Below are 15,380 nucleotides of genomic sequence, written 5' to 3' on the forward strand. Positions count from 1 at the left end.
GCAAATCTCCGAATTTGACCATTGGCTCTTCCGATGCTCCGACCTCCACGACATTCCGAGCTGATCGAGAGCATCTATGATGCAGGACTCCACCCTGAGTTGTGGAGCGACGTCGTGGTCAAGCTCAATGCGTTCATCGGCAGCCAGGCCTGCGGCCTGATTTCGAAGGATACGGTCAGCAAGTCCGGGGCGACCCACTATTATTGCGGAGTCGATCCCCACTACATCCAGCTCTATTCCAAAACCTACTCCCGGTACGATCCGCTCGCCCAACTTCCTGGGTATGGCGAGGTGCGCAACATTCCGGACCTCGTGAATTTCGACGAGTACCGCCGCGGGCGTTTCTATCAGGAATGGCTGCGCCCGCAGGGCTGCATCGACGTCGCCAATGTGGTGCTGGAGCAGTCGAAGTCGCCGTGCCCGATGTTGCTGACCGTCATCCCGGGCAGGGAGATGCTGGGCGCCGAGCAGCGCGCGCGAATGCAGTTCCTGGTCCCGCATGCGAGCCGCGCGCTCATGATCAACCGCGCGATCGAGCGGAAGCAGCAGCGCGCGACCGCGCTGGCCGACGTCGTGGACCGCCTGAATGCCGGCGTCGTCCTGCTCGATGCAGCCTGCCGGATCGTCCACAGCAATCCGGCGGCCGAGACGATCCTGGCCGCGGACGATGTCCTGCGCTCGATCTCGGGCAGGCTGGTGACGAGATCCTCCGAGGCCAATCTGGCCCTGCGCAATATCTTCCACGATCCCGGAGAGGTGGCCTTGGCGGCCGCTGAAGGTCGAAAGATCCCTCTGACGTCGCACGACGGTTCGCACTACGTCGCGCACGTGATTGCGTTGCCCTCGCTGCTGCGCGATGGCGCGACCGAGCGCACATCGGCCGTCGGGGCCTTGCTTGTCTGGAAGGCGGAACTCGACAGCCGCTCATGTGCCGGCCTGATCGACCGCACGTTCGAGCTGACGCCAGCGGAACTCAGGGTTCTGCAATCGATCGTCGAGGTCGGCGGTGTGCCGGAGACCGCGCTCGCATTGGGGATCGCCGAGACGACGGTGAAGACGCATCTTCATCGCGTCTTCGCCAAGACCGGCGTGTCCCGTCAGGCCGATCTCGTCAAGCTTGCAGCGGGATTCTCCAATCCGCTTCTGCACTGACACGCAGGCGCGTCGCGGGCTCTTCGCTGCAGCACGCCGACAGGTTCAAAGAGAGACATCATTAGAAAGTTATCGCGCGTCATTCGATCGAATGACGCGATTTTTTGCGTATCCTTCTACAGACGCGTCACACGATTTCTTGTTCGACCTATCAGACTTCTTTGTGAAGCAACTCACATCACGCTGGGGTGAATCTCATCATTCTCTCGCACAGGTTGAGAGGAGGTCGTCATGCGAAGGACGTCACTTGCCATGGCCGACAAGTTCCGCGACATCGTCGCTCGCATCGGCGCCGTGTTCCGCGAGCAGCGTAAGATCGACGCGCAGCGCGCATTGCAACGCTATCACCATTTGCTGGCGCAGCCCGGCGACACATTGCCTTTGAACGAAATCATTCCGGTCAGCAAGCAAGAGGATGTTTCAGGAAATGCCCACGGATCTGATGCGCGCGAGCGCGCCGCCGGCGAGCCCGCCTACGAGCGCGCGTAATTTCAACATCGTCGCGATTGCGCTGACCGGGGCGCTCGTCGCTCTTCAGCTGGTCGGGCTGGCGCTTCTGGAACGATCCCACGCCCACGCGATGCAAATGTCGTTTCCACGCGAACCGGCGGCCTGCACGGACACCCCGGATGTCGCCGTTCCGCAGATCCCCTACGATTGACCGGAGGACGGTCCGTGCCTGATGTCACGACTCTGATTCTGCTTAGCGTTGCCGTCTTCGCCGGCGCCTTCGTTTCGGGGCTCTCGGGTTTCGCGTTTTCGGCGGTCGCGGGCACGATCCTGCTGCGGATGTTTCAGCCGCTCGAAGCCGTGCCGTTGATGATGGCTTGCAGCATCGGCGTGCAGGCGACCAATCTGTGGGCGCTCCGGCGCAGCATCCGTTGGGAGGGCAGTCTGCTGCTGATCGTCGGCGGATTGATCGGCGTTCCCATCGCGGTGTCGCTGTTGCAGAGCGCGGATACGCATCTGCTCAGGCGCGGCTTCGGCATCATCGTCGCGCTCTATGCCGCGTATATGCTGCTGCGGCCGACGCTGGTCACGGCCGGAGAGGCCGTCGGCCGGCACTGGGTGGCGCTGATCGGATTTGGAGGAGGGCTCGTCGGCGGGCTGACGGCGATGCCGGGCGCAATCCCGACGATCTGGTGCGACATGCGCGGTATGCCCAAGAGCGAGCAGCGCGGCCTGGTGCAGCCGTTCATCGCGGCAATGCAGCTGTTTGCCATCGCGCTGCTGGTCGGGCATCAGGACCTGTCGTCAAAGGTCTTCGTCGACCTTGCTGTCAGCCTGCCGGCGTTGTTCGCCGGCTCGGCGCTTGGCGTGATCGCTTTCCACCGGGTCAACGAGACGGTCTTTCGCAAGACCGTGCTCGTTCTGTTGCTCGTGTCGGGGATATCCCTGATCTAGTGTCCTTGGACTTCGTGAAGTCCCTGGACCGGCGCCGCGCCGATGTCGCTGCCGTGATGCACCAGCGGCTTGTTACCGGTCACGGTCCGCAGCAGCACATAGAACACCGGCGTCAGGAACAGGCCGAACACGGTGACGCCGATCATGCCGGAGAACACGGCCACGCCCATGGCTCGCCGCATCTCCGAGCCCGCGCCGGTCGAGAGCACCAGCGGCAGCACGCCCATGATGAAGGCCATCGACGTCATCAGGATCGGGCGAAGCCTCAAGCGGCTCGCCTCGATCGCGGCGCGGATCGGCGTGCGCCCGGCGAATTCGAGCTCACGCGCGAACTCGACGATCAGGATCGCGTTCTTGGCCGAGAGCCCCACGAGAACGATCAGGCCGATCTGGGTGAAGACGTTGTTGTCGCCCTTGGAGATCCAGACGCCGAACATGGCGGCGAGCAGGCCCATCGGCACGATCATGATGATCGAGAGCGGCAGGGTCAGGCTCTCGTAGAGTGCGGCCAGCACCAGGAACACCAGCAGGATCGCCAGCGGAAACACCCAGAGGCCGGAATTGCCGGCGATGAACTCCTGATAGGTCAGGTCGGTCCATTCGAAGGCAAAGCCGGGTGGCAACGTCTCCGCCGCGATCCGGGTTGCCGCCTCCTGCGCCTGGCCCGACGAGAAGCCGGGGGCGGCGGCGGCGTTGATATCGGACGACAGGAATCCGTTGTAGCGGATCGCACGCTCCGGTCCCGCGCTCTGGCGGATATTGAGCAGCGCCGACAACGGCACCATGTCGCCCGAGGACGAGCGCACCTTCAACTGCCTGATGTCGTCGGCGCGTGCGCGGAACGGCGCGTCGGCCTGCACATAGACCGAGTAGGTGCGGCCGAACTTGTTGAAGTCGTTGACGTAGTAGGACCCGAGGTAGATCTGCAGCGTGTTGAAGACTTCAGTCACGGGCACGCCAAGCTGCAGCGCCTTGGTGCGGTCGATGTCGGCGAAGAGCTGGGGTACGTTGACCTGGAAGCTCGAGAACACGCCCGCGATCTCCGGCGCCTTCTGCATCGCCGCCATGAACGATTTCGTCGCTTCGTTCAAGGCCTCATAGCCGAGGCCGGCGCGGTCCTCGATCTGGAGCTTGAAGCCGCCGATGGTGCCGAGACCATTGACCGGCGGCGGCGGGAACATGGCGATGAAGGCCTCCTGGATGCCGGCGTACTTCTTGTTCAGGTCGGCCGCGATGGCATTCCCGCTCAGGGCCGGGCCCTTGCGCTCGTCGAATGGCTTGAGCGTCGAGAACACGATGCCGGCATTGGACGAGTTGGTGAAGCCGGAGATCGACAGACCGGGGAAAGCCACGGAGCTCTCCACACCAGGCTGGGTCAGCGCGACGTCGCTCATCTTGCGGATGACCTCTTCGGTGCGGTCGAGCGTTGCGCCATCGGGCAGGCGCGCAAAGCCGACCAGATATTGCTTGTCCTGGCCCGGCACGAAGCCGCTCGGCACCTGCTGGAACAAGAGGGCGGTGAGGCCGACCAGGACCACGTAGAGCCCCATCACTGCGGCCTTGCCCGAGATCACCTTGGTGACGGTTCCGCTGTAATTATCCGAGGAGCGCGTGAAGGCCTTGTTGAAGCCGCGGAAGAACCAGCCAAGGCTCTTTTCCATGATGAGCGTCAGCCGGTCCTTCGGCTCGTTGTGTCCCCTGAGCAGCAGCGCCGACAGCGCCGGCGACAGCGTCAGCGAGTTGACCGCCGAGATCACGGTCGAGATCGCGATCGTGAGTGCGAACTGCTTGTAGAACTGTCCGGTGAGGCCGGAGATGAAGGCCAGGGGCACGAACACCGCGATCAGCACCATGGCGATGGCGATGATCGGGCCCGACACCTCGCGCATGGCCTGATAGGTGGCGTCGCGCGGCGACAGCCCGGCCTCGATGTTGCGCTCGACATTCTCGACCACGACGATGGCGTCGTCGACGACGATGCCGATCGCGAGCACGAGGCCGAACAGGCTGAGCGCGTTGATGGAGAAGCCGAACACGTGCATCACCGCGAACGTGCCGACGATCGACACCGGCACGGCCAGCAGCGGAATGATCGAGGCCCGCCAGGTCTGGAGGAACAGGATCACCACCAGCACCACCAGCGCGATCGCTTCCAGCAGCGTGTGGATGACGGCCTCGATCGAGGAGCGCACGAACTGGGTGGGGTCGTAGACGATCTGATAAGACACGCCTTCCGGCATGTTCTTCTTGATCTCGGCCATGGTGGCGCGGACGTTGTCTGAGATCTGCAGCGCGTTGGAGCCCGGCGCCTGGAAGATCGGGATCGCCACCGCCTGCTTGTTGTCGAGCAGCGAGCGCAGGCCATATTGCGAGGCGCCGAGCTCGATCCGCGCGACGTCGCGCAGCCGCACGACCTCGCCGCGCGTGCCGGTCTTGACCACGATGTCGCCGAATTGCTCTTCGCTGGAGAGCCGGCCTTCCGCATTGACGGACAGTTGCAGGTCGATGCCCTGCACGTTCGGGGAGGAGCCGACGACGCCGGCGGCGGCCTCGACGTTCTGCGCCTGGATCGATTTGACGATGTCGCTCGCGGTCAGGCCGTGCTCGGCCGCCTTCTGCGGATCGACCCAGACCCGCATCGAATAGTCACCGGCGCCGTAGAGCTGGACGTCGCCGACGCCGTCGATCCGCGCCAGGCGGTCCTTGACGTTGAGCACCGCGTAGTTGCGCAAATAGGTCATGTCGTAGCGGCCGTTCGGCGACAACAGATGCACGACCATGGTGAGGTCGGGCGAGGACTTCTTGGTGACGATGCCGAGCTGGCGCACCACGGCCGGCAGGCGCGGCTCGGCCTGCTGCACGCGGTTCTGCACCAGCTGCGTCGCCTTGTCGGGATCGGTGCCGAGCCGGAACGTCACCGTCAGCGTCATCGCGCCGTCGGTGGTCGCCTGGCTCGACATGTAGAGCATGTTCTCGACGCCGTTGATCTGCTCCTCGATCGGGGTCGCTACCGTCTCCGCGATCACCTTGGGATTGGCGCCGGGATAGGTGGCGCGCACCAGGACCGACGGCGGCACCACGTCCGGATATTCCGAGATCGGCATCGCGAACAGCGAGATCAGGCCGGCAAGGAAAATCAGGACCGACAGCACGCCGGCAAAAATCGGACGATCGATGAAGAATTTCGAGAGATTCATGGCTTTGCCCCTGGGCAATATCTTGTGCGTCTCCGACAGCTCCGCCGTCATTCCGGGGCGTGGGCGAAGCCCGCGAGCCCGGAATCCAGAGGTGAGGTGGTCGGAGTTTCGTAACTTCGAGATCCCGGGTTCGCGCTATGCGCGCCCCGGGATGACAGAGAACATTAGCGTTGCACCACGTCCTGGTTGCTGTGGTTGGAAGCTGCTTGCTGCCCACGCGCGCCCATCGCTGCGACCTCCGTCTTGAGGAGGGCGCCCGGACGCACGCGCTGCAGACCGTTGACGACGATACGATCGCCGGACTTCAGGCCCGAGGTGACGATGCGAAGCCCGTCGACGGCGCTGCCGAGCGTGATCGGACGGTAGACCGCGCGGCTGTCGTCGCCGACCGCCATCACGAACTTCTTGTCCTGATCGGTGCCGATCGCGCGCTCATCGATCATCACCAGCGTCTGCTGCTTCGGCTGGCCCATGCGCACGCGGGCGAACTGGCCGGGGATCAGACGCCCGTCCTCGTTCCGGAACACCGCGCGCACCCGAATGGTGCCGCTCTGGCCGTTGACCTGGTTGTCGATGAGCTGGATGTGGCCCTTCGCCGAGAGGCCGCCGGAGGTCGCCATCTCCACAGGGATCTGGTCGAGCTTGCCGCGTCCGCCCTTGGCGTCCGCGATCGAGTTCAGCGCACGCAGCACGACCTCTTCGTCCGCATCGAACGACGCATAGATCGGATTGACCGAGACCAGCGAGGTCAGCACCGGGGAGGCGGTGCCGGCAGCGACGAGATTGCCGACGGTGATCTCGATCTTGCCGACGCGGCCGTCCACGGGCGCGCGCACCTCGGTGTAGTCGAGATTGAGCTTTGCAGTCTGGAGCGTTGCCTCGGCCGCCTTCACGTTGGCGATCGCTTCGCGGTTGGCGTTCTCGCGCTGGTCGAAATCGCGGCGCGTCACGACGGCGTTGCCGACCAGCTGCGCGCCGCGTTCGACCTCGCTGGTGGTGAACACCACGCGCGCCTTTGCGGCCTCGAGCTGGGCGTTGGCCTTGTCGACCTCGGCGGCGTAAGGCGCCGGATCGATCTTGAACAGCACGTCGCCAGCCTTCACCAGCGCGCCTTCGGTGAAGTTGGTCGCAAGGATCGCACCGGCGACACGCGGGCGGAGCTCGACGCGGTTGATGGCTTCCAACCGGCCGGAGAAGTCGTCCCACAGCGCGGTCTGCCGCGGCTCTATCATGGCGACGGTGACGGGCACCGCCTGTTCAGCCGCGGCGGCCGTTGCGGTTGCCTGGGCGGAACGAAGATAGTGGCCGGTCGCAATCGTACCGGCTACGGCGAGGGCGCCCACGATGGCGACGCCACCAAGAAGGCGGCGGAGACGGCCGGTGTGGGAGGTATGTTGGGAGGGGGGCATTTGCGCGCTCCAGATATGTAGTGTTCACTACAGATGTGGAGCTGGATCTCGCAGTGCAAGATACTTATGTACCATTCACTAAGAAAAATGTACGCCGATACCGCGACGATTGGAAGACACAAGAAAAAGAAAGCCAGAACAACTAGATAGGACCGGCGTTAAGCTGATACCAGCCGCCGGTTCCGAGGAGACAGGCACATGCGCATGGGACGCCCCCGCGAATTCAACGCCGAAACGGCGTTGGACCAGGCGATGGAAGTGTTTTGGCGCCATGGCTATGAGGGTGCCACCATCGCGCAACTGACCGAGGCCATGGGCATTAATCCGCCCAGCCTCTATGCCTGTTTCGGCAATAAGGAAGGTCTGCTGAAGGCTGCGCTCGATCGCTACACCAAGCTGCGCGGCGTCTGGATGGACGAGGTGGTGGCCGCATCCACCGCCCGTGACGTCGCCGAACGGATGCTGATGGGCATCGCCGAGAAGCAGACCGATCCCGCCAATCCGCCCGGCTGCCTGCTCGTGCAGGGCGGCATCGCCTGCGGTACCGGCTCCGAAAACGTCCCGTTCGAGCTCGCCGCCCGCCGCGCCCAGAACGAGGACCAGCTCCGCGACCGTTTTGTTCGTGCCAAGGCCGATGGCGATCTCAAGGAGAGCGCCGACCCCGCCGCGCTCGCGCGCTACGTCTCGGCGGTCGCGGTCGGCATGGGGGTGATGGCATCCTCGGGCGCGGACCGCGAAGCGCTGCGACAGGTGGCTCATGTCGCCGTGCAGGCGGTCGAGGCGCAGTCGGCCGACCGAACGTGATGGCTGTAAGTGCCGTCGGCTGTCATCCCGCGGATCATGCAGACAGCGCCGGCGGCGGCACGAAGCCGCCGAACTCGCGCTCGATCAGTCCGGCGAGCGCCATCGTCGTACGATCCTCCAGATAGGGCCCGATGATCTGGACGCCGACCGGCAGGCCCGACGACGTACGTTCGATCGGAACGGCGGTCGCAGGTAACCCGCAGGTGGAAGCGGGGTCGGCCCAGATGAAGCACGCATCGGAGTAGTTGTAGAGCCGTCCATCGATGTCGAGCTGCCGGGCGTCGAACGGCTCGGAATGATCATGCGGAAAGGCCGGCACGGCGGCGGCCGGGTAGATCACGGCATCGAAGTCACGAAATAGCTCTTGCCACCGTTGCTGCAGCTGCAGACGCGCCGCATCGGTCGCGAGCCATTCGCGATGGATCATGCCCCAGCCGCGGGCGCGCTCGGCCTGCAGGCTGCGGTCGTCGGGGGAGAGTGCGGCGGCAGCTCCTTGCGCCTCGGCGAGGGCGACCGTTGTGAGGCGCGGACTTCGCGCGGCGTTCAGCAGCCTCATGTAGAGCCGCGCGGAGTCCGCGAGATCGGGCAGCGCCGTGCTTGAGCGCGCGACACGCGCCCCGGAACGCTCGAGCCGCTCGGCCAATCGTCCAATGGCTGAGCGCACCGCGTCGCCCGTCGGCATCAGTGGATGCGTGTCGACCACGAGGATCCTGAAATCCCGGAGCCGGTCGTGGCGCGGGGCCGGCAGCGCGAGGCGGTAGCCGACGCCGTCGCGCGTCTCGTCCGGGCCGGCGATCACGTCGAGCGCCAGCGCAAGGTCCGAAGCTGTGCGCGCCATCGGCCCAACGACCGCGAGATCGCCCTGGCCGGGGACGGGCGGTGCCGGCGGCAGGCTGTATCCGCGCAGCGGGACCAGGCCGAGGCTCGGCTTGTGTCCGAACACGCCGCAGAAATGCGAGGGGACCCGGATCGAGCCGCCGATATCCGAGCCGATGGAGAATGGACCGAAGCCGGCAGCCAGTGCCGCGCCTGATCCGCCAGAGGAACCGCCGGGCGACCGGCCGAGGTCCCAGGGGTTGTTGGTCGTCCCATAGATCTCGTTGTAGCTCTGGAAATCCCTGAGCCCGATCGGGATGTTGGTCTTGCCGATGACGACGGCGCCGGCCGCCTTCAATCGCGAGACGACGAGGGCATCCTCCGCCGGCTGGAAATCCCTGAAATGCGGAAAGCCCCAATTCGTCGGCAGGCCCGCGACGTTGAAGGGTTCTTTCAAGGTCACGGGGATGCCGAGCAATGGCCGTTGCTCGCCGCGTCCAAGCGCGGCATCGGCGGCGCGCGCGGCCGCTCTCGCGCGGTCGAAATCGCGCACGATGACCGCGTTGATCCGCCCGTCCAGTGCCTCGATGCGCGCGATCGTGTGTTCGAGCAATTCCGAGGCAGATATCTTGCGCGCGTGCAGGGCGCTCGCCAGTGCTCTGATCGAGCCGTAGTTCAGGTCAGCAGCATCTGCGGTCATCACGAACTCCGATGTCTCTCATCGCGGCATCTACACTATCCCCGCTGCAGATCGCTCGGGGCACCGAACATGCGATTTTGAAAGGGGGATGAGGAGGCGGCGCAACGGGCACCAGATCTGCTTGCCGGGGGCACCGGTGCGGAGGCCCGGGCTTCGAAGCAGCTATGCCTTCCGCCCCGTTAACGGACCGGCGCGTTGGCGGGATCCACAATCGGCCATCAGGCGAGTCAGCGCCTGCTTTGCCCGACGTGTCAAACGTCCGCGCGGGCAGGCCCTGGCGGAGTGCGGCGCGAAATTCTTCAATGATTTGTACTTTGCATGGGGTTGTTTTCGCGTTTTTTGTTTGGGCGTCCCCCGGCCAGGGCATCATCAAAGGCCGTATCGATACGGGTGCTCCTAAGAATTCTTACACACAGTTCTGGCACGCTCCCGCGCGTCAAAGTTCCCGCAACCTGCATCGTCGCGTCTCACTGCGCGCACGAAAAGACGGGGCTCGCGGAGATCAAGGGGGCGTTGCTCATGACCGCACTTGCTTCGGACGCCGGTTGCGCGAAGCGCGGGATCGTGCCGATCCTGCTGTGCGTCGTGCCGTTCAGCCAGATTCCGCTCGATGCCTATACGCCCGGCCTGCCGCAGATGGTGGTGGATCTCGCCGCCGATCCCGCCTCGATGCAGAACACCGTCACCGCCTACATGCTCGGCATGAGTCTGGCGCTGGTGCCGGTCGGCATCGCCTCCGACACGCTGGGCCGCCGCAACGTCCTGCTCGCAGGCCTGTCGGTGCTGATCGCGATGAGCATCGCCTGCGCGCTCGCCACCAGCGCCTCGCTGCTGCTGGGCTTGCGCTTCCTGCAAGGGATCGGCGGCTGCACCTGCCTCGTCGTGGCCTATGCGGTTGCGGCCGATTGCTATCGCGGCCGTGAGCTCACCGCGATCTCCGGCCTGCTTGGCGCGGCCTGGGGGCTGGCGCCGGTGCTCGCGCCCGCGGCCGGCGGCTTCATCGTCGAGCTGACGTCCTGGCGCGGTGTCTTCGTCATCATTGCGATTGCCGCGGCCATCGTCGCTGCGATCGTCGTGTTTCTTCTGCCCGAGACATTGCCGTCGGAGCGGCGCGCGCCGTTCGATCCGCGGCGCACGGCGGGTATCTTGCGCGAGGCGCTGGTCCGTCCAGGCTTTTTGGCTTTCGTGCTGGTCTTCGCCGCGGCGGCGAGCGCGCAGCTGGCGTTCGGCGTCGTCGCGCCGTTCTTCTACCAGACCGGCCTCGGTTACTCGGCGGCGATCTACGGCCTCGTCGCGCTCGGCCTCGGCGGGGTCAATCTCGCCGGCGAGCTCGGCTGCGCGCATTTTGCGCGCTTCATGCCGGCGCGCCTGCTGGGCTTCGGTGCCTTCGCGCTGTTTCTCGCCGGCTCCGCCGTGCTGACCGTAACAGGCATGGTCGTCGGTCTCGATTTCGCGTCGATCACGATCGGCGGTGCGCTGGTGCTCGGCGGCTGCGGCGTGCTGTGCCCGATGATGTACGGCATGGCGCTCGGCCTGTTCGAACGCGACCACGGCCTGATCGGCGGTCTGATCAGCGCGCTCTGCTATCTCGCCGTGAGCGGCGCCATGGCGATCGCGGCAGTGTTGCCTGAGGCAACGCAGGCGCCGATCGGATGGCTCTATCTCGGCCTCTGCGCCATCGCGGGCACGTTGCTCGCGATGTCGCTGCCGTCAGTGCGCCAAGCCACACAGTCTTAAGAAAGGGACCCAATCATGACCACGGTCGGTATTCGCGGCACGTTCTTCGACTTCGTCGACGATCCCTGGAAGCATGTCGGCAACGAGCAGGCCGCCGCGCGCTTTCACCAGGACGGTCTCATGATCGTCACCGATGGCGTCATCAAGGCGTTCGGACCCTACGAGACGATCGCCGCCGCGCATCCCGGCGTCGAGATCACCCACATCAAGGACCGCATTATCGTCCCGGGCTTCATCGACGGCCACATCCATCTGCCGCAGACCCGCGTGCTCGGGGCCTATGGCGAGCAGCTCCTGCCGTGGCTCCAGAAATGGGTCTATCCGGAAGAGCTGAAGTACCGGGATCGCAACTACGCGCGCGAGGGCGTCAAGCGTTTCCTCGACGCGTTGCTCGCGTCCGGCACCACCACCTGCCAGGCCTTCACGAGCTCCTCGCCCGTTTCAACCGAGGAACTGTTCGAGGAAGCGGCCCGCCGCAACATGCGCGTCATCGCGGGCCTCACCGGCATCGATCGCAACGCGCCGGCGGACTTCATCGATACTCCGGAGAATTTCTATCGCGACAGCAAGCGGCTGATCGCAGAGTATCACAACAAGGGCCGCAACCTCTACGCCATCACGCCGCGCTTCGCCTTCGGTGCCTCGCCGGAATTGCTCAAGGCGTGCCAGCGCCTCAAGCACGAGCATCCGGACTGCTGGGTCAACACCCACATCTCCGAGAACCCGGCTGAATGCAGTGGCGTGCTGGTCGAGCACCCGGACTGCGAGGACTATCTCGGCGTCTACGAGAAGTTCGACCTCGTCGGGCCGAAGTTCTCCGGCGGCCATGGCGTCTATCTCTCGAACAACGAATTCCGGCGCATGTCGAAGAAGGGCGCGGCGGTGGTGTTCTGTCCGTGCTCGAACCTGTTCCTCGGCAGCGGCCTGTTCCGCCTCGGCCGCGCCACCGATCCGGAGCATCGCGTGAAGATGTCGTTTGGCACCGATGTCGGCGGCGGCAACCGCTTCTCGATGATCTCCGTGCTCGACGACGCCTACAAGGTCGGCATGTGCAACAACACGCTGCTCGACGGCAGCATCGATCCCACGCGGAAGGACCTTGCGGAAGCCGAGCGCAACAAGCTCTCGCCCTATCGCGGCTTCTGGTCGATCACGCTTGGCGGTGCCGAGGGCCTCTACATCGACGACAAGCTTGGTAATTTCGAGCCCGGCAAAGAAGCCGATTTCGTTGCGCTCGATCCGAACGGCGGGCAGATCGCCCAAGCGTGGCACCAATCGCTGATCGCCGAGGGCGCCGGCCCGCGCACGATGGACGAGGCCGCCAGCATGCTGTTCGCCGTGATGATGGTCGGCGACGATCGCTGCGTCGACGAGACCTGGGTGATGGGCAAGCGTCTCTACAAAAAAAGCTGAAGCCGCCGCGATGAGCACATCTCCTGACACGGCCGGCCAGCCGGTCGCCCTCGTCATCCAGCGCCGCATCGCTGACGAGGGCTTTGCCGCGTTCGCGCGGTGGAACGGCGAGGTGGGCGAGGCGCTGAAGGCCTGGCCCGGCTTCCTGGGGCAGGAGGTGGTGCCGCCGCAACCGCCGGCGCATGTCGACTGGGTGACGATTTTGCGTTTTGCCAGTCCGGCCGCGGCGCGCGCCTGGCTCCAGAGCGAGGTGCGGGCGAAGCTGATCGCAGAGGTGCAGCGCTTCTTCGTCGGGTCGGAGGATGTCCACATCCTGCCCGACACCGGCGTTCAGCGTGACAGCGCGGTGTCGGCCGTCATCTCCTTCAAGGTGCCGGATGGACTCGAGGACGCGTTTCTGAAATGGCAGCAGCGCATCCAGGCCGCGGAGGCCGAGTTCAAGGGATTTTTGCGTCACAAGATCGAGCGGCCGATTCCAGGCTTGCGCGACGAATGGATCGTCATCCTGTCGTTCGACAGCGATGCCAACCTCAATGCATGGCTTGGCTCGCCCGTCCGTCAGACCCTGCTGAAAGAGGGCGAGCGCTTCAACGCCGGCATGAACGTGAAGCGCGCGAGCTACGGCTTCAATTTCTGGTTTCCGGCCGGCAAGACTGGGGCTCCCGAGCAGGGCCCGGCCATGATCTGGAAGAGCAACCTCATCGTCCTCCTGGTGCTCTACCCCGTGGTCTATCTCTGGGGCACTTTCGTCAGCCGGCCCCTGATCGACAGCCATGGCGTACCGATCTGGCTGTCGCTGTTCGTCGGCAATCTCGTCAGCACCCAGCTGCTCGGCTGGTGGCTCGTGCCCGCGGCCTTCAAGGCACTCGACTGGTGGGTCGCGCCGAAGGCGGCGATCAGTCGCCAGATCGCGGGCTATGCACTTCTTGCCGCGCTCTACGCCGCTTCGATGGGGCTGTACGCGCTGTTGCTTGCGTGGCATTGGGGACGGTGAGACCGTCCACCGTACCGTCGCGGAGAGGGGCGGTCGCTGGACATCGACGACCATGTTTGCCCTGACATTCCTCGGCACCTCGGCGAGCGTTCCCTCCGCGGAACGCAACCATCCGGCCCTGCTGATCGAGGCTGCCGGACAGCGCATGCTGGTCGATTGCGGCGAGGGCACGCAGCGCCAGTTGCTGCGCAGTGGCGCAGGTTTTCGACGGCTCGACCGCATTCTGCTGACGCATGCCCATCTCGATCATGTGCTCGGCATCCCCGGCCTGTTCTCGACGCTACGTTTGCGGCAGAGCGCCGAGGTGATGATGGTTCATGGTGGCCCATCGACGCTTGATACGGTCATCCAGATGCTGGCCGGCTTGTGGGGCGCGGGCAGGGCGCCGCTCCCAGTGGAGTTCGCCTCGTTGGCCGCAGGACGGTTCGTCGACGCCGGTGATTTCACCATCGACTGCTTTCCGGTCCGCCATCGCGACACCGACAGTTTTGGATTCGTCTTCCAAAGCCCCGCTCGCCGCCACCTTCAGCCGGATCGGCTGGCGGCGCTTGGCGTTCCCGACGGTCCCTTGCGCGGCGAGCTGGCCGCAGGCCGGGCAGTCGTAATCGAGGGCGATCAAACGATCGATCCGGAAGACGTCCTGGGGCCGCCGAGCGGCGGCAGGAAACTCGTCGTGATCGGCGACACCGAAACCACCGAGGGGCTGGCGCAACACGTCGTTGATGCCGACATGCTGGTGATCGAGGCAACGTTCCTCGATCGTGACGCGCCAACCGCGCGGGATTACGGCCATCTCACCGCGGCAGAAGCGGCGTCGTTTGCGGCGGCGAGCAATGTGAAGCAGCTCGTGCTGACCCATATGTCGGGACGCTATGAGGACGAAGAGATTTTCGCGGAGGCGGCGCGGATCTTTCCGAACAGCCGGATCGCCGCCGACTTCGATCACATCGTGATCTAGCCATCGCGACGAGACATCGCCAATCGCCGTCTCGGCCGGCTCTACAGACCGGCGGCAACACCGAGGCGGCCGATGCCCGGCAGCTTGACGGCGGGCCGGCGGATGTCGAGGCCGAGCACGGCGCCGAAGAAGTTGACCTCGAGGCCTTCAACCCATCCGAGGGTCAGGCCGAGATAGCCGAAGAGCGAGGCATAGAAGCCGGTGCGCGAGGCGGTCAGCCCAATCCATTCCCCGGAATAGGGATAATCCTTGCCGATCGCGGTCGGCGGCAGAACCGCGCGAAGTTCCGGCACGGCATCGAGCGCGGCTTGAACGAAGGTGTTTGAATTCGGTCCCGGCCAGGCGCTGTAGTCGCCGTAGGTTCGAAACTTGTAGGTCTCGATCACGGTCCGAATCCTGGGGATGAGGAGCTCGGCCCGCGACCCATCTACGGCGACGACGGTTTCCGGCAGGGCGCCGAACCACCTTCCATCGGGGGCGAAGCCATTGCTCCGGATCGGTTCGCCCCACGCGGTGTAGTCGTATCGGCTGTAGCTGGTCGCATCCTTTTCCTTGACGACGATCCAGGTGTGGACGGCGAAGATGCTTCGCCACCGGACCGTTCGCGCCGCATAAACCCGGATCAGGGCGTCGGGATGGGAAGAAGCCGGCGGCAGCAGGCCTGCGCTGGAACGGTCAGCCGTCTGCCAATTGCCGCGGCCATCTCCAAGCCAATAGTACCGCGCGGCCGATAGGCCGATCGGCACGAACAGGAGCAGGAAGAAAATGAGCACGGCTCTTCGCAAGGCGAGATCGG

13 protein-coding genes are annotated in these 15,380 nt (G+C 65.1%); 9 read left to right on the top strand and 4 right to left on the bottom strand.

What is annotated here, in order from left to right:
* Positions 1-33: 33 nt before the first annotated feature.
* The 4 genes from XI04_RS07060 (at position 34) to XI04_RS07075 (ending at position 2,556) form a co-directional block, all read left to right on the top strand.
* The gene (locus XI04_RS07060; protein WP_271608247.1) at positions 34-1,152 is read left to right on the top strand and encodes a helix-turn-helix transcriptional regulator; all 1,119 of its coding nucleotides are present in this window, start codon (positions 34-36) and stop codon (positions 1,150-1,152) included.
* Positions 1,153-1,404: 252 nt separating this feature from the next.
* Entirely contained in the window at positions 1,405-1,641 is a 237-nt protein-coding gene (locus tag XI04_RS07065) for a hypothetical protein (RefSeq protein WP_244429067.1), read from the top strand.
* Positions 1,568-1,813, top strand: a complete 246-nt coding sequence (locus tag XI04_RS07070; RefSeq protein ID WP_240536293.1) for a hypothetical protein — start codon at positions 1,568-1,570, stop codon at positions 1,811-1,813. The genes XI04_RS07065 and XI04_RS07070 overlap by 74 nt, the downstream gene beginning before the upstream one ends.
* A 14-nt stretch (positions 1,814-1,827) precedes the next feature.
* The gene (locus XI04_RS07075) at positions 1,828-2,556 is read left to right on the top strand and encodes a sulfite exporter TauE/SafE family protein (protein WP_028145196.1); all 729 of its coding nucleotides are present in this window, start codon (positions 1,828-1,830) and stop codon (positions 2,554-2,556) included.
* Here XI04_RS07075 and XI04_RS07080 read toward each other — a convergent pair.
* Positions 2,553-5,753, bottom strand: a complete 3,201-nt coding sequence (locus tag XI04_RS07080; RefSeq protein WP_038946363.1) for an efflux RND transporter permease subunit — start codon at positions 5,751-5,753, stop codon at positions 2,553-2,555. The two genes, XI04_RS07075 and XI04_RS07080, sit on opposite strands and share 4 nt — an antisense overlap.
* Positions 5,754-5,917: 164 nt before the next feature.
* Positions 5,918-7,162: an efflux RND transporter periplasmic adaptor subunit gene (locus XI04_RS07085; protein ID WP_271608246.1), complete on the bottom strand. Its 1,245-nt coding sequence runs from the start codon at positions 7,160-7,162 to the stop codon at positions 5,918-5,920.
* A gap of 198 nt (positions 7,163-7,360) precedes the next feature.
* Between XI04_RS07085 and XI04_RS07090 the strand changes: the two genes are divergently transcribed.
* Positions 7,361-7,966: a TetR/AcrR family transcriptional regulator gene (locus XI04_RS07090; protein WP_038946365.1), complete on the top strand. Its 606-nt coding sequence runs from the start codon at positions 7,361-7,363 to the stop codon at positions 7,964-7,966.
* A gap of 34 nt (positions 7,967-8,000) precedes the next feature.
* Here the strand turns inward: XI04_RS07090 and XI04_RS07095 are convergent, their stop codons facing one another.
* Positions 8,001-9,482, bottom strand: coding sequence for an amidase (locus XI04_RS07095; RefSeq protein WP_271611542.1), 1,482 nt, complete (start codon positions 9,480-9,482; stop codon positions 8,001-8,003).
* Positions 9,483-10,001: 519 nt separating this feature from the next.
* Between XI04_RS07095 and XI04_RS07100 the strand changes: the two genes are divergently transcribed.
* From XI04_RS07100 to rnz, 4 genes are read left to right on the top strand one after another with little or no spacing between them, the layout of a single operon-like run.
* Positions 10,002-11,219, top strand: coding sequence for a multidrug effflux MFS transporter (locus XI04_RS07100; RefSeq protein ID WP_038946367.1), 1,218 nt, complete (start codon positions 10,002-10,004; stop codon positions 11,217-11,219).
* A 15-nt stretch (positions 11,220-11,234) separates the two neighbouring features.
* On the top strand, positions 11,235-12,632 hold the full coding sequence (guaD, locus tag XI04_RS07105) for a guanine deaminase (protein ID WP_271608243.1): 1,398 nt from the start codon (positions 11,235-11,237) through the stop codon (positions 12,630-12,632).
* A 10-nt stretch (positions 12,633-12,642) separates the two neighbouring features.
* Positions 12,643-13,626, top strand: a complete 984-nt coding sequence (locus XI04_RS07110; protein WP_212428884.1) for an antibiotic biosynthesis monooxygenase — start codon at positions 12,643-12,645, stop codon at positions 13,624-13,626.
* Positions 13,627-13,678: 52 nt separating this feature from the next.
* The gene (rnz, locus tag XI04_RS07115; RefSeq protein ID WP_038970938.1) at positions 13,679-14,584 is read left to right on the top strand and encodes a ribonuclease Z; all 906 of its coding nucleotides are present in this window, start codon (positions 13,679-13,681) and stop codon (positions 14,582-14,584) included.
* A gap of 41 nt (positions 14,585-14,625) precedes the next feature.
* Here rnz and XI04_RS07120 read toward each other — a convergent pair whose 3' ends face one another.
* A complete protein-coding gene (locus tag XI04_RS07120) occupies positions 14,626-15,357 on the bottom strand; it encodes a DUF3750 domain-containing protein (protein WP_038970937.1) in 732 nt (243 codons plus the stop codon).
* Between the last annotated feature and the right edge of the window lie 23 nt (positions 15,358-15,380).

Source organism: Bradyrhizobium sp. CCBAU 11430 (assembly GCF_028128855.1).
GTDB classification, from domain to species: Bacteria; Pseudomonadota; Alphaproteobacteria; order Rhizobiales; family Xanthobacteraceae; genus Bradyrhizobium; species Bradyrhizobium ottawaense.